This is a genomic window from Enterobacter sp. HMSC16D10 (assembly GCF_001807145.1).
Taxonomy (GTDB): Bacteria; Pseudomonadota; Gammaproteobacteria; order Enterobacterales; family Enterobacteriaceae; genus Enterobacter; species Enterobacter roggenkampii.
Map to the genome: position 1 here is coordinate 59,686 of NZ_KV787822.1, position 18,660 is coordinate 78,345.

Annotated in this window: 19 protein-coding genes and 1 pseudogene; 16 read left to right on the forward strand and 4 right to left on the reverse strand. The window is 58.7% G+C overall.

The genetic code is table 11. The annotated features are described in order from the left end of the window. The first annotated feature begins 1 nt into the window (after position 1). The 3 genes from ytfT (at position 2) to HMPREF3143_RS02235 (ending at position 3,671) form a co-directional block, all read left to right on the forward strand. Positions 2–1,027, forward strand: coding sequence for a galactofuranose ABC transporter, ATP-binding protein YtfT (ytfT, locus tag HMPREF3143_RS02225; RefSeq protein WP_021240695.1), 1,026 nt, complete (start codon positions 2–4; stop codon positions 1,025–1,027). Continuing rightward, positions 1,014–2,015 (forward strand): galactofuranose ABC transporter, permease protein YjfF, encoded by a 1,002-nt coding sequence (gene yjfF, locus HMPREF3143_RS02230; RefSeq protein WP_070531608.1) that lies wholly within the window; start codon positions 1,014–1,016, stop codon positions 2,013–2,015. The genes ytfT and yjfF overlap by 14 nt, the downstream gene beginning before the upstream one ends. A gap of 84 nt (positions 2,016–2,099) precedes the next feature. Then, complete coding sequence (locus tag HMPREF3143_RS02235; RefSeq protein WP_070531612.1) at positions 2,100–3,671, forward strand: methyl-accepting chemotaxis protein; 1,572 nt, start codon at positions 2,100–2,102, stop codon at positions 3,669–3,671. Here HMPREF3143_RS02235 and HMPREF3143_RS02240 read toward each other — a convergent pair. Both HMPREF3143_RS02240 and fbp read right to left on the reverse strand, forming a co-directional pair. After that, positions 3,643–3,999 (reverse strand): helix-turn-helix domain-containing protein, encoded by a 357-nt coding sequence (locus HMPREF3143_RS02240; RefSeq protein ID WP_008501417.1) that lies wholly within the window; start codon positions 3,997–3,999, stop codon positions 3,643–3,645. The two genes, HMPREF3143_RS02235 and HMPREF3143_RS02240, sit on opposite strands and share 29 nt — an antisense overlap. 150 nt (positions 4,000–4,149) lie before the next feature. Further along, positions 4,150–5,148 carry a class 1 fructose-bisphosphatase gene (fbp, locus tag HMPREF3143_RS02245; RefSeq protein ID WP_008501416.1) on the reverse strand — a complete coding sequence of 333 codons (999 nt, stop codon included), beginning with the start codon at positions 5,146–5,148 and terminating at the stop codon, positions 4,150–4,152. Positions 5,149–5,345: 197 nt separating this feature from the next. Between fbp and mpl the strand changes: the two genes are divergently transcribed. Further along, complete coding sequence (gene mpl, locus HMPREF3143_RS02250; RefSeq protein ID WP_025911962.1) at positions 5,346–6,725, forward strand: UDP-N-acetylmuramate:L-alanyl-gamma-D-glutamyl-meso-diaminopimelate ligase; 1,380 nt, start codon at positions 5,346–5,348, stop codon at positions 6,723–6,725. 77 nt (positions 6,726–6,802) lie between these two features. Here the strand turns inward: mpl and yjgA are convergent, their stop codons facing one another. Further along, the gene (gene yjgA / locus HMPREF3143_RS02255) at positions 6,803–7,354 is read right to left on the reverse strand and encodes a ribosome biogenesis factor YjgA (protein ID WP_008501414.1); all 552 of its coding nucleotides are present in this window, start codon (positions 7,352–7,354) and stop codon (positions 6,803–6,805) included. Positions 7,355–7,449: 95 nt separating this feature from the next. Between yjgA and pmbA the strand changes: the two genes are divergently transcribed. The 12 genes and pseudogenes from pmbA to HMPREF3143_RS02315 all read left to right on the forward strand — a co-directional run bounded on the left by pmbA (position 7,450) and on the right by HMPREF3143_RS02315 (position 18,117). After that, positions 7,450–8,802: a metalloprotease PmbA gene (pmbA, locus tag HMPREF3143_RS02260; protein ID WP_045408164.1), complete on the forward strand. Its 1,353-nt coding sequence runs from the start codon at positions 7,450–7,452 to the stop codon at positions 8,800–8,802. Between the two features lie 38 nt (positions 8,803–8,840). Further along, positions 8,841–9,227, forward strand: coding sequence for a cytochrome b562 (gene cybC / locus HMPREF3143_RS02265; RefSeq protein ID WP_008501412.1), 387 nt, complete (start codon positions 8,841–8,843; stop codon positions 9,225–9,227). A 315-nt stretch (positions 9,228–9,542) separates the two neighbouring features. Further along, the gene (locus HMPREF3143_RS02270) at positions 9,543–9,881 is read left to right on the forward strand and encodes a glycine dehydrogenase (protein WP_025911967.1); all 339 of its coding nucleotides are present in this window, start codon (positions 9,543–9,545) and stop codon (positions 9,879–9,881) included. 10 nt (positions 9,882–9,891) lie between these two features. Then, on the forward strand, positions 9,892–10,254 hold the full coding sequence (locus HMPREF3143_RS02275) for an SFCGS family glycine-rich protein (RefSeq protein WP_006810339.1): 363 nt from the start codon (positions 9,892–9,894) through the stop codon (positions 10,252–10,254). 2 nt (positions 10,255–10,256) lie between these two features. Further along, positions 10,257–10,556, forward strand: a complete 300-nt coding sequence (locus HMPREF3143_RS02280; RefSeq protein WP_070531615.1) for a DUF4312 family protein — start codon at positions 10,257–10,259, stop codon at positions 10,554–10,556. Between the two features lie 22 nt (positions 10,557–10,578). After that, a pseudogene (locus HMPREF3143_RS02285) lies at positions 10,579–11,355 on the forward strand (DUF4311 domain-containing protein). Positions 11,356–11,368: 13 nt separating this feature from the next. Then, positions 11,369–12,010, forward strand: a complete 642-nt coding sequence (locus HMPREF3143_RS02290) for a DUF4310 family protein (RefSeq protein WP_008501407.1) — start codon at positions 11,369–11,371, stop codon at positions 12,008–12,010. A 42-nt stretch (positions 12,011–12,052) separates the two neighbouring features. Further along, positions 12,053–13,186, forward strand: coding sequence for an amidohydrolase/deacetylase family metallohydrolase (locus HMPREF3143_RS02295; RefSeq protein WP_070531618.1), 1,134 nt, complete (start codon positions 12,053–12,055; stop codon positions 13,184–13,186). Further along, on the forward strand, positions 13,170–14,288 hold the full coding sequence (locus HMPREF3143_RS02300) for a DgaE family pyridoxal phosphate-dependent ammonia lyase (protein ID WP_070531623.1): 1,119 nt from the start codon (positions 13,170–13,172) through the stop codon (positions 14,286–14,288). Before HMPREF3143_RS02295 ends, HMPREF3143_RS02300 begins: the two co-directional genes overlap by 17 nt. After that, positions 14,285–15,025 (forward strand): 2-dehydro-3-deoxy-phosphogluconate aldolase, encoded by a 741-nt coding sequence (locus tag HMPREF3143_RS02305; RefSeq protein WP_070531626.1) that lies wholly within the window; start codon positions 14,285–14,287, stop codon positions 15,023–15,025. Before HMPREF3143_RS02300 ends, HMPREF3143_RS02305 begins: the two co-directional genes overlap by 4 nt. Before the next feature lie 25 nt (positions 15,026–15,050). After that, positions 15,051–16,187 carry a lactonase family protein gene (locus tag HMPREF3143_RS02310; RefSeq protein ID WP_070531630.1) on the forward strand — a complete coding sequence of 379 codons (1,137 nt, stop codon included), beginning with the start codon at positions 15,051–15,053 and terminating at the stop codon, positions 16,185–16,187. Positions 16,188–16,206: 19 nt separating this feature from the next. After that, on the forward strand, positions 16,207–18,117 hold the full coding sequence (locus HMPREF3143_RS02315) for a BglG family transcription antiterminator (protein ID WP_023293424.1): 1,911 nt from the start codon (positions 16,207–16,209) through the stop codon (positions 18,115–18,117). A gap of 32 nt (positions 18,118–18,149) precedes the next feature. Here HMPREF3143_RS02315 and nrdG read toward each other — a convergent pair whose 3' ends face one another. Then, positions 18,150–18,614, reverse strand: coding sequence for an anaerobic ribonucleoside-triphosphate reductase-activating protein (gene nrdG, locus HMPREF3143_RS02320; RefSeq protein WP_032655200.1), 465 nt, complete (start codon positions 18,612–18,614; stop codon positions 18,150–18,152). Positions 18,615–18,660: the final 46 nt, after the last annotated feature.

The window sequence follows — 18,660 nt, forward strand, 5'->3', positions numbered from 1 at the left end:
CGTGATGTCCCGTTCGCTTTCGCAAACCGGTGAGTCAAAGCGCCGCTTCAGCTGGCCGACCGGCACGCCGCAAATCGCGGCGCTGCTGGTGGTTTTACTGGTGGATAGCCTGGTCGCGCCGCATTTCTTCCAGATTATCGTGCAGGATGGCCGCCTGTTTGGCAGCCCGATAGACATTTTAAACCGCGCCGCGCCCGTGGCGCTGCTGGCCATCGGGATGACGCTGGTCATCGCCACCGGCGGGATTGATCTCTCCGTCGGCGCGGTGATGGCTATCGCCGGGGCCACGGCAGCCTCCATGACCGTGGCCGGGCATAGCCTGCCGGTGGTCTTGCTTGCAGCCTTAGGCACTGGCGTGCTGGCCGGATTATGGAACGGCATTCTGGTGGCGGTGCTGAAAATCCAGCCCTTTGTCGCCACGCTCATTTTAATGGTGGCCGGGCGCGGCGTCGCGCAGCTGATTACCTCCGGCCAGATTGTCACCTTTAACTCCCCGAGCCTGGCGTGGCTCGGCAGCGGCAACCTTCTGTTCTTCCCGACGCCGGTGATGATTGCCCTGGTGACGCTCGTGGTGTTCTGGCTTTTCACCCGCAAAACGGCGCTGGGCATGTTCATTGAGGCCGTCGGGATCAACATTCGCGCCGCGCGCAACGCCGGGGTCAACACGCGGCTGATGGTGATGCTGACCTACGTGCTGAGCGGTATTTGCGCCGCCATCGCCGGCGTGATCGTCGCGGCGGATATTCGCGGAGCCGATGCCAACAACGCCGGGCTCTGGCTGGAGCTGGATGCGATCCTGGCGGTGGTGATCGGCGGCGGGTCGCTGATGGGCGGCCGCTTTAACCTGCTGCTCTCGGCGATCGGCGCGCTGATCATTCAGGGCATGAACACCGGGATCCTGCTTTCGGGATTCCAGCCGGAACTCAACCAGGTGGTGAAAGCGGTGGTCGTGCTCTGCGTGCTGATCGTCCAGTCGCCGCGCTTTGTCAGCATCATTAAGGGGATCCGTGGCCATGATAAAACGTAATTTGCCGCTAATGATCACGCTGGGCGTGTTTGTGCTGGGCTATCTCTACTGCCTGACCCAGTTCCCGGGGTTTGCCTCGACGCGCGTGATCTGCAATATCCTGACCGATAACGCCTTTTTAGGCATCATCGCCGTCGGGATGACCTTTGTGATCCTCTCCGGCGGGATCGACCTCTCCGTCGGCTCGGTGATCGCGTTTACGGGCGTGTTCCTCGCGAAAGCGATCGGCTTCTGGGGCATCTCACCGCTGCTGGCGTTCCCGCTGGTGCTGGTGATGGGCTGCGCGTTTGGCGCCTTTATGGGGCTACTGATCGACGCGTTAAAAATTCCGGCATTTATCATTACCCTCGCGGGGATGTTCTTCCTGCGCGGGGTGAGCTACCTGGTGTCGGAAGAGTCGATTCCCATTAACCATCCGGTGTACGACACGCTCTCCAGCCTGGCGTGGAAAATCCCCGGCGGCGGCCGCCTGAGCGCGATGGGGCTGCTGATGCTGGGCGTGGTAGTGATTGGCATCTTCCTCGCCCACCGCACCCGGTTTGGCAATCAGGTTTACGCTATTGGCGGCAACGCCACGTCGGCCAACCTGATGGGGATCTCGACCCGCAGCACCACCATCCGCATTTATATGCTCTCGACCGGCCTGGCGACGCTGGCGGGGATCGTCTTCTCGGTGTATACCCAGGCGGGCTATGCCCTTGCAGGCGTTGGCGTGGAGCTGGATGCGATTGCTTCTGTGGTCATCGGCGGTACGCTGCTCAGCGGCGGCGTGGGTACGGTGCTAGGGACGCTGTTCGGCGTGGCGATTCAGGGGCTGATCCAGACCTATATCAACTTTGACGGCACGCTCAGCTCCTGGTGGACGAAGATCGCCATCGGCATTCTGCTGTTTATTTTTATTGCCCTGCAGCGCGGCCTGACGGTGCTCTGGGAGAACCGTCAAAGCTCGCCTGTTAGCCGCGTGAACACATCGGTAACAGAGCGATAACATGCTGAAAGTCTAAACATTTTCCGGTAGCGGCCGATACTCTTTTTTTATGCCCAGAAATATCTCGCTACCGGAAATAATATCATGCTGAAAACGCTATCGATTCGTACCGGCTTGCTCTCTTTACTGGCCGTTATGACCCTTCTGCTGCTGATTGTCAGCGGCATTGGCATTTATGCCCTCACACAGAGTTCTTCTTCGCTGCAGCGCATTAATCATCTTCAGGGTGAGCAGATGGTGCAGCTTAATTCAGGCTATACGCTGATCCTCCGCGCGCGCAATGAAGCGGGTCAGGCCGTTCGCATGATGGAAATCGGCATGCTGGACGATGCGGCCAGCGCGGTAAAAAACATCAATCAGGAAGTTGCCCTGGCCCAGAAAACGCTGAAGGGCGTGATCGACGGCGGCGTGGCTGACGAGCAGGGGCAGCAGCTGCTCGATAAAGTGGCAGCCAGCCTGGCGGCGTATAACCAGCAGGGGATCAACCCGATGCTGAAAACCCTCAATGACCAGAGCGCGGACGGGTATTACGACCTGCTGGAGAAGACGCTGATCCCGCTGGCGTCAGCGTTTGATAACGACATGCAGGCGTTTCAGAAATGGAGCGAAGCGCGAGGTCAGGCGGAAGTGAGTGCCGTGCAGGCGAGCAAAACCCGCGTCCTGATCCTGATTATCGTGGCGGCGCTGCTGACGGCGGGCATTATCGTGCTGGCCTGGCTGGCGCTGCGCCATATGCTGCTCAAGCCGCTCTCGGCGTCGATTGCTCAGCTGGAGAACGTGGCGGCGGGCGATTTAACCCATACGCTGGCCGCGCCCGCGGGCCAGGAGTTTAACCGCCTTAACGCGGTCATTGAGGAGATGCGTCAGTCGCTGATGAACTCGGTTCTGCGGGTACGCGATGCCAGCGCGCAGATTGACACCGGCAGCCGCGAGCTGACGCTGGGGAACCGGGATCTCGCCGAGCGAACGGAATCCACCGCCACGTCGCTGGAGCAGACGGCGGCCAGCATGGAACAGATCACCGCCACGGTGAAGCTCAACGCCGATAACGCCGAGCAGGCGCACCAGCTGGCGAAGTCAGTGTCCGACACGGCCGATCACGGCAGCGAAATGGTCTGCTACGTGATTGAAAAAATGCGCGATATCTCCGGCAGCTCGGCGCGCATCGCCGACATCCTGAGCGTGATCGACGGCATTGCCTTCCAGACCAATATCCTGGCGCTTAACGCCTCCGTAGAGGCGGCGCGCGCGGGCGAGCAGGGGCGCGGGTTTGCCGTCGTCGCGGGCGAGGTACGAAACCTGGCCAGCCGCAGCGCCGACGCGGCGAAGGAAATTCGTTCTCTTATCAGTGATTCGCAAACCCACGTTAACGAAGGCAGCGAGCTGGCCCAGCAGGCGGGCGAAACGATGGATGAGATCGCAACAGAAGTGCTGCGCATGACCAAACTGATGCGTGAGATTGCGACCGCGTCTCAGGAGCAGAGTCGCGGCATTGAGCAGGTGAATATTGCGGTAAACCAGATGGATGAAACCGCGCAGCAGAATGCGGCGCTGGTGCAGCAATCCTCCGCCGCGACCCGCTCCCTTGAGGAGCAGTCGCGTCAGCTGATGGAAGCTATGTCATCATTCAAAGTGACGACTCAGAACGCGGCATAATATTACCCAGCCCCGGTACGTTCTGTGCCGGGGTTTTATTCCTTCCGGAATTAAGCGCCCCGATATTATCGTGAATTTCGCCCATTAATATTTCCAGCGAGCTGGTTAAGGCTAATGCTTTTTCCGTCGGTTCAAGATATAAGCCTTTGCGGAGAAATAACGGCTCATCAAAGAGTTGATTAAAACGCTTTAATGCCAGACTCACCGCAGGGCGTGACATCTCCAGACGCAAAGAGGCCTTTGCCATGCTGCCGCAGCGGACGATTTCAATAAATACAGGGATAAGATTTAAATCAATGCCGGTATTAGCACGGGAATAATTTTTCATTGCGTTTCTGCTCCACGAAATATCTGTCAAACTGTTATGGAAATAATGCAGGAGCAATGGCGAATATTAAAGCGTGTTTTTTATAAACACTTATACGGTAAAATATATAAATGAACAGGGGAGCCGGATCGGCTCCCCTGAAGAGAGGGATTACGCGTCCGGGTACTCGCGGATAAAGCGTTCAACGTCTTCAACCATGTGGTTGTTGCCGACGAAGAACGAACGGCGCTGGTGAAGGCTTTCCGGCACGATCTCCAGAATACGCTCTTTACCGTCGCTCGCCTTACCGCCCGCCTGTTCGGCCAGGAACGCCATCGGGTTGCATTCGTACAGCAGACGCAGTTTCCCGTCCGGGTGGCTGGCGGTGCTTGGGTAGAGGTAAATGCCGCCTTTCAGCAGGTTACGGTGGAAATCCGCGACCAGAGAGCCAATATAGCGGGACGTGTACGGGCGCTGCGTCGCTTTATCTTCTTCCTGGCAGAATTTGATGTACTTCTTCACGCCGTTCGGGAAGCGGATGTAGTTACCTTCGTTAATGGAGTAGGTATTGCCCTTCTCCGGGAAGCGCATGCGTTCCTGGCTCAGACAGAAAACGCCCAGGGAAGGATCGTACGTAAAGGCATGTACGCCGCAACCGGTGGTGTAGACCAGCATGGTGGAGGAGCCATAGACGACGTAACCGGCAGCAACCTGATTAATGCCCGGCTGCAGGAAATCTTCTTCGGTCACCGGCGTGCCAACAGGCGTGACGCGGCGGTAGATGGAGAAAATGGTACCGACAGAAACGTTAACGTCGATGTTGGAGGAGCCGTCGAGCGGATCCATCAGAACAACGTATTTCGCGTGTTCACACCCTTCGAAAACAACAATTTCATCTTCTTCTTCGGAGGCGATACCCGCAACGATGTCGCGCGCGCGCAGTGCAGCTTTCAGTTTTTCATTTGCGAACAGATCGAGTTTCTGTTGAACCTCGCCCTGAACGTTCTCGGCACCGCTGGCACCCAGGATATCGACCAGACCGGCCTTGTTGATATCACGGTGGATGATCTTAGCGCCCAGCTTTATTGCCGACAGCAAAGCAGTGAGTTCACCGGTAGCATGAGAGAACTCGTGCTGCTTTTCGACAATAAATTCACCTAACGTTTTCATAACACTTTCCCTGCATCTTTGTGAGTAGAGCGATTGTATGTTCACTAAAACGACTAAAGCCCAACAATCTTAACAAATATTCAAATAGTAGCGCAGAGGTGAATCGCGCCAGCAACATACGGATTTACCTGAAATGCGTTTCACAGCCGCTAAAATGTGAGTAAAATGTGCGCCACATTAAAGAAGGATAGTGACGTATGCGCATTCATATATTGGGGATTTGTGGCACTTTCATGGGCGGACTGGCAATGCTGGCGCGCTCGCTGGGCCATGAGGTGACAGGTTCGGACGCCAATGTGTATCCGCCAATGAGCACACTTCTGGAGAAACAGGGCATCTCTTTGATTCAGGGCTACGATGCCAGCCAGCTGGATCCCGAGCCGGACCTGGTGATTATTGGCAACGCCATGACCCGCGGCAATCCGTGCGTTGAGGCGGTACTGGAACGCAATATTCCGTTCATGTCCGGCCCGCAGTGGCTGCATGACTTCGTCCTGCGCGACCGCTGGGTGGTTGCCGTTGCCGGTACCCACGGCAAAACGACCACCGCGGGCATGGCGACCTGGATCCTCGAAGCCTGCGGCTATAAGCCGGGCTTCGTCATCGGCGGCGTACCGGGTAATTTCGACGTCTCTGCGCGTCTGGGAGACAGCCCGTTCTTTGTGATCGAAGCCGACGAGTATGACTGCGCGTTCTTCGACAAGCGCTCCAAGTTTGTGCACTACTGCCCGCGCACGCTGATCCTCAACAACCTTGAGTTTGACCACGCGGATATTTTTGACGACCTGAAAGCCATACAGAAACAGTTCCACCACCTGGTGCGCATCGTGCCGGGCCAGGGCCGCATCATCCTGCCGGAAAACGACATCAACCTGAAGCAGACCCTGGCAATGGGCTGCTGGAGCGAGCAGGAGCTGGTGGGCGAGCAGGGCCACTGGCAGGCGAAGAAACTCAACGCCGATGCCTCGGAGTGGGAAGTGCTGCTCGACGGCGAAAAAGTGGGCGAAGTGAAGTGGGGCCTGGTGGGCGAACACAACATGCACAACGGCCTGATGGCGATTGCGGCAGCGCGTCACGTGGGCGTTCAGCCTGCGGATGCAGCGAATGCGCTGGGCTCGTTTATCAATGCCCGCCGCCGTCTGGAGCTGCGCGGTGAAGCCCACGGCGTCACCGTGTATGACGATTTCGCGCACCACCCAACGGCCATTCTGGCCACGCTTGCCGCCCTGCGTGGCAAAGTCGGCGGTACCGCGCGCATTCTGGCGGTGCTGGAACCGCGCTCGAACACCATGAAGATGGGCATCTGCAAAGACGATCTCGCGCCGTCCTTAGGACGCGCCGACGAAGTCTTCCTGCTGCAGCCGCAGCATATACCGTGGCAGGTGGCGGAAGTGGCCGATGCCTGCATCCAGCCTGCGCACTGGAGTGCAGATGTGGATGCGCTCGCGGATATGGTGGTGAAAGCCGCTCAGCCCGGCGACCATATTCTGGTGATGAGCAACGGCGGTTTTGGTGGGATCCATCAGAAGCTGCTGGACGGGCTGGCGAAGAAAGCGGAAGCGGCCGCCGAGGCGTAAAAAAAAGCCCGGTGGCGCTAGCGCTTACCGGGCCTACGTTCTTTTCCCCCTCGCCCCTTCGGGGTGAGGGGAACGGATTACTCTTCGTTCTCAGACAGCTCGCGCAGATACTGGAAAATCAGGCGCGCAGACTTCGGCGGCTTATTCCCTTCTTTCTCTTTCTTCGCGTTGCGGATCAAGGAACGCAGCTGCTGGCGGTCGGCATCCGGCCACAGATTCAGCACTTCCGGTACGGCGTCATCACCCTGTTCAATCAGACGATCGCGGATCTGCTCCAGCTTGTGGAACAGCGCAACCTGCTGGTTGTGGCGGTTTTTCAGCTTGTCCAGCGCCTGGCGGATCGGATCAACATCGCGCTGACGCAGCATTTTCCCGATAAGCTGAAGCTGGCGACGACGGCCTTCTTTTTTGATTTTCTGTGCCAGTTCAATGGCATCGCGCAGATCCTGGTCGAGCGGGATCTTATCCAGCGCGTTTTTACCCAGTTCTACCATTTCCGCGCCAAGCTGTTTTAACTCTTCGGCGTCACGTTTAATTTCACTTTTACTGACCCAGATGATCTCATCATCTTCGTCTTCGATGTCATCACCGGGAACGTCGTCGAGCCAGTCTTCGGGCTGCTTAGTCATGTCAGGCTCCTTAAAAAAAGAGGCTAATGTTACCAGTTAAGACGCGCACTGAAAAACGGTTCTCTGTTAGACTTCAGTTAACTCTCTCTTACAGTATGGCATTTGCGATGAAAGTAACCTCACAAGTTGAAGCGCAGCGTAAGATTCTGGAAGAAGCCGTCTCCACCGCGCTGATGCTTGCTTCAGAAAAATCAGATGGCGCCGAAGTGGCGGTCAGCAAAACCACCGGCATTAGCGTGAGCACCCGCTATGGCGAAGTGGAGAATGTTGAATTCAACAGCGACGGCGCGCTGGGTATCACGGTATATCACCAGAATCGCAAAGGCAGTGCGTCATCCACCGATCTCAGTCCGGATGCCATCGCCCGTACGGTGCAGGCCGCGCTGGATATCGCCCGTTATACCTCACCGGATCCTTACGCCGGCGTGGCGGATAAAGATCTGCTGGCGTTTGACGCGCCGGATCTCGACCTGTTCCATCCGGCGGAAGTGACGCCGGACGAAGCGATTGAGCTGGCTGCCCGCGCCGAGCAGGCGTCCCTGAAGGCCGACAAGCGCATCACCAATACCGAAGGCGGCAGCTTTAACAGCCACTACGGCATCAAAGTCTTCGGCAACAGCCACGGCATGCTGCAGGGCTACTGTTCTACCCGCCACTCGCTCTCCAGCTGCGTCATCGCCGAAGAGAACGGTGACATGGAGCGCGACTACGCCTATACCATTGGCCGCGCGCTGGGGGATTTGCAGTCTCCGGAGTGGGTGGGTAAAGAGTGCGCCGAACGCACGCTGTCTCGCCTGTCGCCGCGCAAGCTCTCCACCATGAAAGCGCCGGTGATTTTTGCCAACGAAGTGGCGACCGGCCTGTTTGGCCATCTGGTGGGCGCTATCGCGGGCGGCTCCGTTTACCGTAAATCGACCTTCCTGCTCGACTCGCTGGGCAAGCAGATCCTGCCGGAATGGCTCACCATCGAAGAGCATCCGCACCTGCTGAAAGGCCTGGCCTCCACGCCGTTCGACAGCGAAGGCGTGCGCACGGAGCGTCGTGACATCGTGAAAGACGGCATTCTGACCCAGTGGCTTCTGACCAACTACTCCGCGCGCAAGCTGGGGCTGAAAAGCACCGGGCACGCGGGCGGCATTCACAACTGGCGCATTGCCGGGCAGGGCCTCAACTTTGAGCAGATGCTGAAAGAGATGGGCACCGGTCTGGTGGTGACCGAGCTGATGGGTCAGGGCGTCAGCGGCATCACCGGCGATTACTCTCGCGGCGCGGCGGGCTTCTGGGTTGAAAACGGCGAAATCCAGTATCCGGTGAGCGAAATTACCATCGCTGGCAACCTGAAGGACATGTGGCGCAATATCGTTACGGTCGGTAACGATATTGAAACACGCAGCAATATACAGTGTGGTTCTGTATTACTCCCGGAAATGAAAATCGCCGGACAATAGAGATAGCGTTTTGTTAATAATAAAAAAGGAAGTGAGCAATGCGTAAACATCTGTTAGCGATCGTCGCGGCTTCAACGCTGGTTCTTGGCTCTTCTGCGTTTGCTGCCGATCTTGAAGACGACATGGGCATCCTCGGGCAAAACCTGAAGGTGGTGCAGAAAACCGACAATGCGGCGGAAATGAAAGACGCGCTGACCAAAATGCGTGAAGCGGCGCTGGACGCACAAAAAGCGACGCCTCCAAAGCTGGAAAGCAAAGCGGCAGACAGCGCAGAGATGAAAGACTACCGCCACGGCTTTGACGTGCTGGTCGGCCAGATCGACGGTGCGCTGAAGCTCGCTAACGAAGGCAAAGTGAAGGAAGCCCAGGCGGCGGCCGAGCAGTTTGTGACGACCCGTAATACGTATCACAAGAAATACCGTTAACCGATCGCGCATCTGACAAATAATCAGCGGGGGCCAATGGCCCCCGTTTTTTTGCGCGGTAATAAGTAAACCCTATCGCCATCACATTTTTGCGTCACCACGCCTGAACGTTTTCGCTTCCCCGGCGCGCGTTTTGCCGCTGGAATACGTGATATTCATCACGCAAATGCCGTGATTAATCCAGATTCACCGTATTTATGTGGCACAGATCACTGCTGCGGCTCGCCTTTCCACTTCGAAGTGGAAAACAACTCGCTACAAACCCTTCCCTCCCACCGTTAGTTTTAATCCAGAGCCATTAACGGGGTAAGACCAGTGATTAACGGAGCGGTAATGAACGACGTTGGGGAACAGGCAGAGCAAACAGAACAGCTCGCGAACACCATGCTGCAGCAGGTTTATGCCCTGCTGGCCCGGAACAACATCATCCCCAATGCGGTACAGGAGCAGATGCTTACTTCCCACGTGCGCGCCATGGCGCACCGGTCCGTGACCGGCGAGCCGCTGCCGGAGGTTGAAGCAGAGCTGTTTGACGAAATTTCACCGGATTCAATGCGGCTTGCCCGTGAAGTGGTGGCGCAGTTTGGCAACCTTCCAGATGAAGAGGCCTGGCTGCTCTCCGTTCACTTTGAAGTCGCGAAAGACAACCTTTAAGGAGCAACACATGGAACAGATTACAGTCGTGATTGGCGATCGCCTGGGTAAAGGTCAGAAAGTGGCGGCCGGTGTGGAAAAAGCAGGTGGACGCGCGGTTGTCGTACCGGGCATGGCGGCAGACATGAAGCTCGGCGACGTAATGAAAGCGGAAAACGCGACTTTCGGCATCTCCTTCTGCGGCAGCGGCGGCGCGGGTGCCATCACCGCCCAGACCAAATATGGCTACAAAGCCAAATACGGTATGCGTTCCGTGGATGAAGGCGTCACCGCCATCAACGAAGGCTGCAACGTGCTGGGCTTTGGCTTTATGGATAAAGAAGAGCTGGGCGAGCGTCTGGTACAGGCGTGGCAGAAAAAATACGGCGCATAAGCATGAAAAAACAGTTCACAACCACGGTGAGAGTGAAGGGGAAGGGCGACGCCAAAGCGCGCGCCTTTGCCGACGCGCTCAACCACGTTCAGGCCGCGGTGATGAAAGCCTCACCGCATATCTTACTGCGTATTGAGCCACAGGATGTGCAGGTCGTTCAGGCGCAAGAAGCGGTGCGAAAAGAAGCGTTTCTGTTCTTCTTTCTGCGCCGGGAAAGACGCACCTTCAGCGTGGAGCTGGATGTGACCGTCAACGTGACAGCCATCAATCTCGACCGGGTGGATTTCGTCACGCAACGCTGATTATTCATAAAAGGGCAGACTGATGTTCTTAATTATATTAATAAAATCGCTCATCATCGGCGGCCTGGTAGGCGTCGGTGTCGGGGCCGGGGCTGCACGCATGTTTCATGCGCCTACCACTCAGGGTATGGGCGCGTTTCGTACGTTGGGGGAACTGAACTCCTGCGAAGGGGATCCGGCGTCCCACTTCTCCTTTGGGTTAGGCTTCTTCTTTAACGCCTGGGCCTCTTCCGTGGCCGCAGGGGCTTTCACACAGGACGTTGACCACCGCATCATCCCGAACTGGGGTGCTGCCGCACTGATGATCAAAAACCGTAACGTCGGCGAAACGCTGCACGATCCGCGTAAAATGGCGATTGCCTGCGGCGTGATCGGCATGATCGTCGTGACCTTCCTTAACCTGACCGCCTCCTCCGTGCCCGCTGCGCTTCAGGTCACCGCCGTGAAGGTGCTGGTGCCTGCCGCGAACCTGCTGGTCAACACCGTGATGCCGGTGATCTTCTAGCTGGCGGCCATCGACGCGGGTAAAAAATCGGGCTTCTGGGCCACCATCTTTGGCGGCGCGGCGCAGCTGATTATGGGCAACGCCGTACCGGGCCTGGTGCTGGGGATCCTGATCGGTAAAGGCGTGGAAGAGAGCGGCTGGAACCACGTCACCAAAGTGATGATGGCGGCGATCGTGCTGCTCTTCGTGCTGAGCGGCTTCTTCCGCGGCTTCGACATGAAGATGATCGAATCCTTCCATCTGACCGTGCCGAACTGGCTCGACATGATCCACAACTCGCTCAGCGGTAAATAACAGGAGCCTCGACATGGAACAGAATAAAGGTTTTTGGTATGCCGACTGGTCGTTCCCGATCTTCGTTGGCCTGCTCTCCTCCGGCGTGTTTGCCGGGACGCACATGTACTACCTCTACGGCATCGGCGCGTTTAACGAAGTGGCCTTCGTGGCGATGCTGAAAGCGGGAATTGACACCGGCGTTTACGGCGCGGTGGCGGCGTTCGGCGCGAGCTTCCTGTTCGCCCGTATTATCGAAGGCTCGCTGGTCGGTATTCTCGACATCGGCGGGGCGATCCAGACCGGCGTGGGCCTCGGGGTTCCGGCGCTGCTGCTGGGCGCGGGGATCATGTTCCCGGTGACCAACTTCATTGCCGCGCTGATCACCGGCCTGGTGATTGGCCTGGCGATTGGCTACGTCATCATCCTGGCGCGTAAGTTCACCATCAACCAGAGCAACTCCACCTACGGCGCAGACGTGATGATGGGCGCGGGCAACGCTTCCGGTCGTTTCCTCGGACCGTTGATTATCCTCAGCGCCATGACCGCCTCCATTCCGATTGGCGTGGGTTCTCTGCTGGGCGCGCTGCTGTTCTACATCTGGCAGAAGCCCATTACCGGTGGCGCTATCCTCGGCGCAATGATTCTGGGCTGGCTGTTCCCGGTTGCCCTTTAATACCCGCGGGCGCTCCGGCGCCCGACTTTTCAGGAGATCCTCATGTTTGATTTACTCCTGCGCCGTGCGCGCCTCGCCGACGATACCCTGACCGATATCGCCATTCAGGACGGGAAGATCGCCGCGACGGGCGACATAGACGCTCCCGCCCGCAAGACGGTGGAGCTTAACGGCGACGTGTTCGTCAGCGCAGGCTGGATTGACTCCCACGTACACTGCTACCCGAACTCCCCGATTTACCACGACGAGCCGGACAGCGTCGGCATTGCCACCGGCGTGACCACCGTGGTGGACGCGGGCAGCACCGGGGCCGACGACGTGGACGATTTCTACGCGATTACCCGCAAGGCCTCCACCGAGGTCTTTGCCCTGCTGAACATCTCCCGCGTGGGGCTGATTACCCAGAACGAGCTGGCCAACATGGCCAATATTGACGCCGACGCGGTGAAAGAGGCGGTGAAACGCCACCCTGATTTTATCGTCGGCCTGAAGGCGCGCATGAGCAGCAGCGTGGTCGGTGACAACGGCATCACGCCGCTGGCGCGCGCCAAAGCCATTCAGAAAGAGAACGGCGACCTGCCGCTGATGGTGCACATTGGCAACAACCCGCCGAACCTCGACGAAATTGCCGAGCTGCTGAGCTCTGGCGACATCATCACCCACTGCTACAACGGCAAGCCTAACCGCATTCTGACGCCCTCCGGCGAGCTGCGTGCCTCCATTACGTCTGCGCTGAAGCGCGGCGTGCGTCTGGACGTCGGCCACGGCACGGCGAGCTTCAGCTTTGAGGTGGCGAAACGCGCCATCGCGATGGGCATTCTGCCGCACACCATCAGCTCGGACATCTACTGCCGCAACCGCATCAACGGCCCGGTCGGCTCGCTGGCAAGCGTGATGTCGAAATTCCTCGCCATCGGCATGTCATTGCCGCAGGTGATTGACTGCGTCACGGCGAACGCCGCCGATGGCCTGCGCCTGACGCGTAAAGGCCGCATTCAGCCGGGTCTCGATGCCGACCTGACGCTGTTCACGATTAAACGCCAGCCGACGGTGCTGACGGATGCCGAAAACGACAGCCTGCAGGCTGAACACATTCTGGTGCCGCTTGCTGCGATCCGCGCAGGCAAGGGCTACATGACCGAACAAGGGAGCACGGAACATGCCTTCGATTTATGAGAAGTACAACTTAAAGCAGGTTATCAACACCTCTGGCCGCATGACGGCGCTGGGCGTCTCCACGCCGCGTCCGGAGGTGGTACAGGCGGCGATGGACGGCATGAATCACTATTTCGAGATGAAGGATCTGGTCAATAAAACCGGGGAATACATCGCGAAGCTGCTGGAAGTGGAAGGGGCGACGGTGGTCTCCTGCGCGTCGGCGGGCATTGCCCAGTCCGTGGCCGCGGTGCTGGTGAAAGACAGCGACTGGCTGCTGGAAAACCTGCACGTGACCCCGATTGAGAACAACGAGATCGTCCTGCCGAAAGGCCACAACGTGAATTTTGGCGCGCCGGTGGGCACCATGGTGGCGCTGGGTGGCGGCAGGCTGGTGGAAGCGGGCTACGCCAACGAATGTTCCGCCGATCAGCTGGCGGCGGCGATTACCCCGCGCACGGCGGCGATCATGTACATCAAATCTCACCACTGCGTGCAGAAAAGCATGCTCAGCGTCGAGCAGGCGGCGGTTGTCGCACGTAAACACGACTTGCCGCTCATCGTCGATGCCGCGGCGGAAGAAGATCTGCACGCGTACTACCGCGCCGGCGCGGACCTGGTGATCTACAGCGGTGCAAAGGCGATCGAAGGCCCCACCAGCGGGCTGGTGATCGGCAAGACCCAGTACGTTGAGTGGGTGAAGCGCCAGACGGCGGGGATTGGCCGCGCCATGAAGGTGGGTAAAGAGGGCATTCTTGGCCTGACCTGCGCCATCGAACACTATCTGACGGCCACCAAAGAGAGCGGTGCCGAGATGGTGGCGAAAATGACGCCGTTTATCGAGGCGCTCAACACCCTGAACGGTGTGACCGCGCGCGTGGTCTGGGACAGCGCCGGACGCGACATCGCCCGCACCGAGATTAAGTTTGACGAAGCCACCACCGGCCTCGGCACGGGGGACCTGGTGGCGAAGCTCAAGCAGGGCGAGTACGCCATTTACTTCCGTGGCTACAAGGCCAACGAAGGGATTATCGAAGCGGACGTGCGCAGCGTGAATGCTGACCAGCTGAACATTGTGTACCGCCGCATGAGTGAAGTATTAGGACAGGAGAAAAACGCATGAAACTGACCCCCAATTTTTACCGTGACCGCGTCTGCCTGAACGTGCTGGCTGGCTCAAAGGCCAACGCCAGCGCCATCTACGAGGCGGCGGAAGGCCACGTGCTGGTGGGCGTGCTCTCCAAAAATTACCCGGACGTGGCGAGCGCGGTCGCGGAGATGCGTGAGTACGCGAAGCTGATTGATAACGCGCTCTCCGTTGGCCTGGGCGCGGGCGATCCGAACCAGTCGGCGATGGTGAGCGAGATCTCCCGCCAGGTGCAGCCGCAGCACGTTAACCAGGTCTTTACCGGCGTGGCCACCAGCCGCGCGCTGCTGGGGCAGAACGACTCCGTGGTCAACGGTCTGGTCTCTCCGACCGGTACCGTCGGGATGGTGAAAATCTCCACCGGCCCGTTGAGCAGCGCGGCACCGGACGGCATTGTGCCGGTGGAAACGGCGATTGCTCTGCTGAAAGATTTCGGCGGCAGCTCTATCAAATACTTCCCGATGGGCGGCCTGAAGTGCCGTGACGAGTACAAAGCGGTGGCGGAAGCCTGCGCCCGTCACGACTTCTGGCTGGAGCCGACAGGAGGTATCGATCTGGAAAACTATGAGGAGATCCTGCAGATCGCCCTCGACGCGGGCGTGAGCAAAATCATCCCGCATATCTACAGCTCGATTATCGACAAAGCCAGCGGTGATACGCGTCCGGAAGATGTGCGTACCCTGCTGGCGATGACGAAGAAGCTGGTGAAGTAGAACTCACACCTATACAGGAGCCACCATGCACACCCGTACCTTGCTTGTCGCTTCACTCTCAATGTTCGCCACCGCCGCTGTCGCCCAGACGCAATACGCCTGGGTGGGTACCTATAATCCGAACGGTGAAGGGCTGTACCGTTTTACTGTTAACCCGCAAACCGGCGCGCTGAACGATAAAACGCGGGTAAGCAAACTGCCGAATGCGGCGCAGTTGACCCTTTCACAGGATGGCAAAACGCTGTATCTGGCAAGCGAAGTGGAGCAGGGCGTGGTGCAGGCGCTGCGCGTCGGCGATAACGGTGAGCTGAGCGAGCTCAGTCAGGTGGCCTCCGGCGGTGCCGGGCCGGTGTATCTCTGCCTGACGCCGAACGGCCAGCATCTGCTGGTGGCGAACTATGTCAGCGGAACCGTCGCGGTGCTGCCCGTTAACGCAGACGGCAGCCTGGGTGACGCCACGGACACTCATCAGGATCAAGGCGAACCGGGCGCGGCGAAGCCGGCAGCTGCCGTCGAGGGCAGTTTCGCGATCAGCGATCATAACGGCCCCCATGCGCACATGATCGCCGCCGATCCGAGCGGGAAATACGTTTTTTCCACCGATCTTGGGCTGGATCGCATCTACCAATACCGCTTTGACGATCGGACAGGAAAGCTGACGCCGAACGATCCGCCGTTTATCAGCGCCTCCTCGAAAGGCGCCGGGCCGCGCCACTTTGTCTTTACGCCGAAGGGCGATGCCCTGTGGCTGATTAACGAAGAGGCGTCTACGCTCACCCGGTATACCGTGAATACCAACGGCACCCTGAAAGAGGGTAAAACGGTTTCTGCCCTGCCGGAAGGTTACAAAGGCACCAGCTTTGCTGCCGGGCTCGCATTAAGCGCCGACGGTAAGCAGCTGTATGTGGCTAACCGTTTGCATAACAGCATCGGGCACTTTACCGTAACGGCGGAGGGCACGCTGACGCATCGGGACGATGTGTGGACGCGCGGTGACTACCCGCGCACCCTGACGCTCGATAAACAGGGGCGCTGGCTGTACGTCATGAACCAGCGCAGCGACAACATTACCCGCTTCCGCGTGGCGCAGGACGGGAAATTGAGCTTTGAGCCAGACTATACCCCGGTCGGCAGCCCATCCCAGATGGTCATTTCACCTTAAGCCGTAAGAGGACAACGACGTGCGATTTCCGAACCAACGTTTGGCGCAACTTTTCGACCTGTTGCAAAACGAGACGCTGCCGCAGGACGAGCTGGCGCAGCGGCTGTCGGTCTCCACGCGAACCGTCCGTGCGGACATCACCGCCCTGAACGCGCTGCTGGCCAGCCACGGCGCGCAGTTCATCCTGAGCCGGGGCAACGGCTACCAGCTCAAAATTGAGGATGCCGAGCGCTATCAGCAGCTTCAGGCATCCCACCCGCGCGCGCTGCGTATCCCGCGGACCGGGCCGGAGCGCGTGCATTATCTGGTGGTGCGTTTTCTGACCTCGGCGTTTTCGCTTAAGCTGGAGGATCTGGCGGACGAATGGTTCGTCAGCCGCGCCACGCTGCAAAGCGATATGGCGGAGGTGCGCGAGTGGTTTCATCGCTACAACCTGACGCTGGAAACCCGTCCGCGCCACGGCATGAAGCTGTTTGGCAGCGAGATGTCGACCCGCGCCTGCCTGACCGATCTGCTCTGGGAGCTGGCGCAGCAGGACAGCCTGAACCCGCTGGTAACCGACGTGGCGCTCAATGCGGGCGTGGCGGAGCAGATGGTGCCGGTGCTGCACGACGCCTTGACCCGTCACCACATTCGCCTGACCGATGAAGGCGAGCTGTTCCTGCGCCTGTACTGCGCGGTGTCGGTACGTCGCATCAGCGAAGGTTACCCGCTGCCGGAATTCCATGCCGAAGACGTGGAAGAGAACGTGCGCGAGGCGGCGAAGGATATCGCGGTCACCATCCAGCAGCTGGCGGGCAAGGCGCTTTCGCCGTCGGAGGAGAGCTGGCTGTGCGTGCACATTGCGGCGCGGCAGATTCAGGAGATCGCGCCCAGCGCCATTAACGCTGACGACGACGAGGCGCTGGTCAACTACATCCTGCGCTATATCAACACTCACTATAACTACAACCTGCTCAGCGACGCGCAGCTGCACGCGGACCTGCTCACGCACATCAAAACCATGATCACCCGCGTGCGGTATCAAATCATGATCCCCAATCCGCTGCTGGATAACATCAAGCAGCACTACCCGATGGCGTGGGACATGACGCTGGCCGCGGTGTCGAGCTGGGGCAAATACACGCCGTATGTGATCAGCGAAAACGAGATTGGCTTCCTGGTGCTGCATATTGGCGTCGGGCTTGAGCGCCACTACAACATCGGCTACCAGCGCCAGCCGCGCGTGCTGCTGGTATGCGACGCCGGTAATGCCATGGTGCGCATGATTGAGGCGGTACTGCAGCGTAAATACCCGCAGATTGAGGTGACGCGCACGCTCACCCTGCGCGAGTACGAGCTGGCAGAAACCATTAGCGAAGACTTTGTGATCGCGACCGCCCGCGTCAGCGAAAAGTCGAAACCGGTGGTGATGATCGCCCCGTTCCCGACCGACTACCAGTTAGAGCAGATTGGCAAACTGGTGCTGGTGGACCGCACCCGCCCGTGGATGCTGGATAAATACTTCGACGCGGCCCATTTCCGCATTATCGACAAGCCGATCGATCAGCAGACGCTCTTCCGCGAGCTGTGTGAACAGCTTGAAGCAGAGGGCTTTGTCGGTGCGGAGTTTCTGGATTCGGTTGTTGAACGTGAAGCTATCGTCAGCACCATGCTCGGCGACGGCATCGCGCTGCCGCACTCCCTCGGCCTGCTGGCGCAGAAAACGGTGGTCTACACCGTGCTCGCCCCGCACGGCGTGCAGTGGGGCGACGAAACCGCGCACGTTATCTTCCTGCTCGCCATCAGCAAAAGCGAGTACGAAGAGGCGATGGCGATTTACGATATCTTCGTCACTTTCCTGCGCGAGCGGGCAATGTCACGGCTCTGTAGCTGCGGGGATTTCGCCGGGTTTAAGGCGGTGGCAATGGAGAGTTTGAGTCGTTTTTGAGATAAGGGCGGATGGATAATATCCGCCTTTGATCAACGCAAATGATGCACAACCTGGTTGCTGCTGCCGCGCCAGATGAGCGCCGGGTCTTTTAAATCCTGCACGAACTTGCCGTCGACCAGCACGTTAATCAGATCCACGACTTCCATTTGCTGCGCATTCAGTTCATCCAGCTTGTAGCCCGTCCAGACCCAGATATCTTTTCCCGGACACTCTGCGCGAATGCGCTTCACCAGCTTCAACATATCCGGCACGTTTTGCGGGTGCAGGGGATCGCCGCCGGAGAGCGAGATCCCCTGGCGTTTGATGCGCGTGTCGTTCAGGTCGTTGATGATTTTATCTTCCATCTCCGCGGTGAACGGCATGCCGGAATTGAGTCGCCAGGTGCTTTTGTTGTAGCAGCCGGGGCATTCGTGGACGCAGCCTGAAACAAACAGGGTGCAGCGGGTGCCGGGGCCGTTGACGATGTCGACAGGGTAGTACTGGTGATAGTTCATCGCGAATAACCACGCCGGGTGGCGCTGCGCTTACCCGGCCTACAAA

Bases quoted from the DNA above. Each gene is read 5' to 3' on its own strand.
- HMPREF3143_RS02280 (WP_070531615.1), top strand. From the start codon at position 10,257: ATGAAAAAACAGTTCACAACCACGGTGAGAGTGAAGGGGAAGGGCGAC.
- nrdG (WP_032655200.1), bottom strand. From the start codon at position 18,614: ATGAACTATCACCAGTACTACCCTGTCGACATCGTCAACGGCCCCGGC.
- HMPREF3143_RS02240 (WP_008501417.1), bottom strand. From the start codon at position 3,999: ATGAAAAATTATTCCCGTGCTAATACCGGCATTGATTTAAATCTTATC.
- pmbA (WP_045408164.1), top strand. From the start codon at position 7,450: ATGGCATTTGCGATGAAAGTAACCTCACAAGTTGAAGCGCAGCGTAAG.
- yjfF (WP_070531608.1), top strand. From the start codon at position 1,014: ATGATAAAACGTAATTTGCCGCTAATGATCACGCTGGGCGTGTTTGTG.
- cybC (WP_008501412.1), top strand. From the start codon at position 8,841: ATGCGTAAACATCTGTTAGCGATCGTCGCGGCTTCAACGCTGGTTCTT.
- HMPREF3143_RS02295 (WP_070531618.1), top strand. From the start codon at position 12,053: ATGTTTGATTTACTCCTGCGCCGTGCGCGCCTCGCCGACGATACCCTG.
- HMPREF3143_RS02290 (WP_008501407.1), top strand. From the start codon at position 11,369: ATGGAACAGAATAAAGGTTTTTGGTATGCCGACTGGTCGTTCCCGATC.
- mpl (WP_025911962.1), top strand. From the start codon at position 5,346: ATGCGCATTCATATATTGGGGATTTGTGGCACTTTCATGGGCGGACTG.
- yjgA (WP_008501414.1), bottom strand. From the start codon at position 7,354: ATGACTAAGCAGCCCGAAGACTGGCTCGACGACGTTCCCGGTGATGAC.
- HMPREF3143_RS02310 (WP_070531630.1), top strand. From the start codon at position 15,051: ATGCACACCCGTACCTTGCTTGTCGCTTCACTCTCAATGTTCGCCACC.
- HMPREF3143_RS02305 (WP_070531626.1), top strand. From the start codon at position 14,285: ATGAAACTGACCCCCAATTTTTACCGTGACCGCGTCTGCCTGAACGTG.
- HMPREF3143_RS02235 (WP_070531612.1), top strand. From the start codon at position 2,100: ATGCTGAAAACGCTATCGATTCGTACCGGCTTGCTCTCTTTACTGGCC.
- HMPREF3143_RS02300 (WP_070531623.1), top strand. From the start codon at position 13,170: ATGCCTTCGATTTATGAGAAGTACAACTTAAAGCAGGTTATCAACACC.
- HMPREF3143_RS02275 (WP_006810339.1), top strand. From the start codon at position 9,892: ATGGAACAGATTACAGTCGTGATTGGCGATCGCCTGGGTAAAGGTCAG.
- fbp (WP_008501416.1), bottom strand. From the start codon at position 5,148: ATGAAAACGTTAGGTGAATTTATTGTCGAAAAGCAGCACGAGTTCTCT.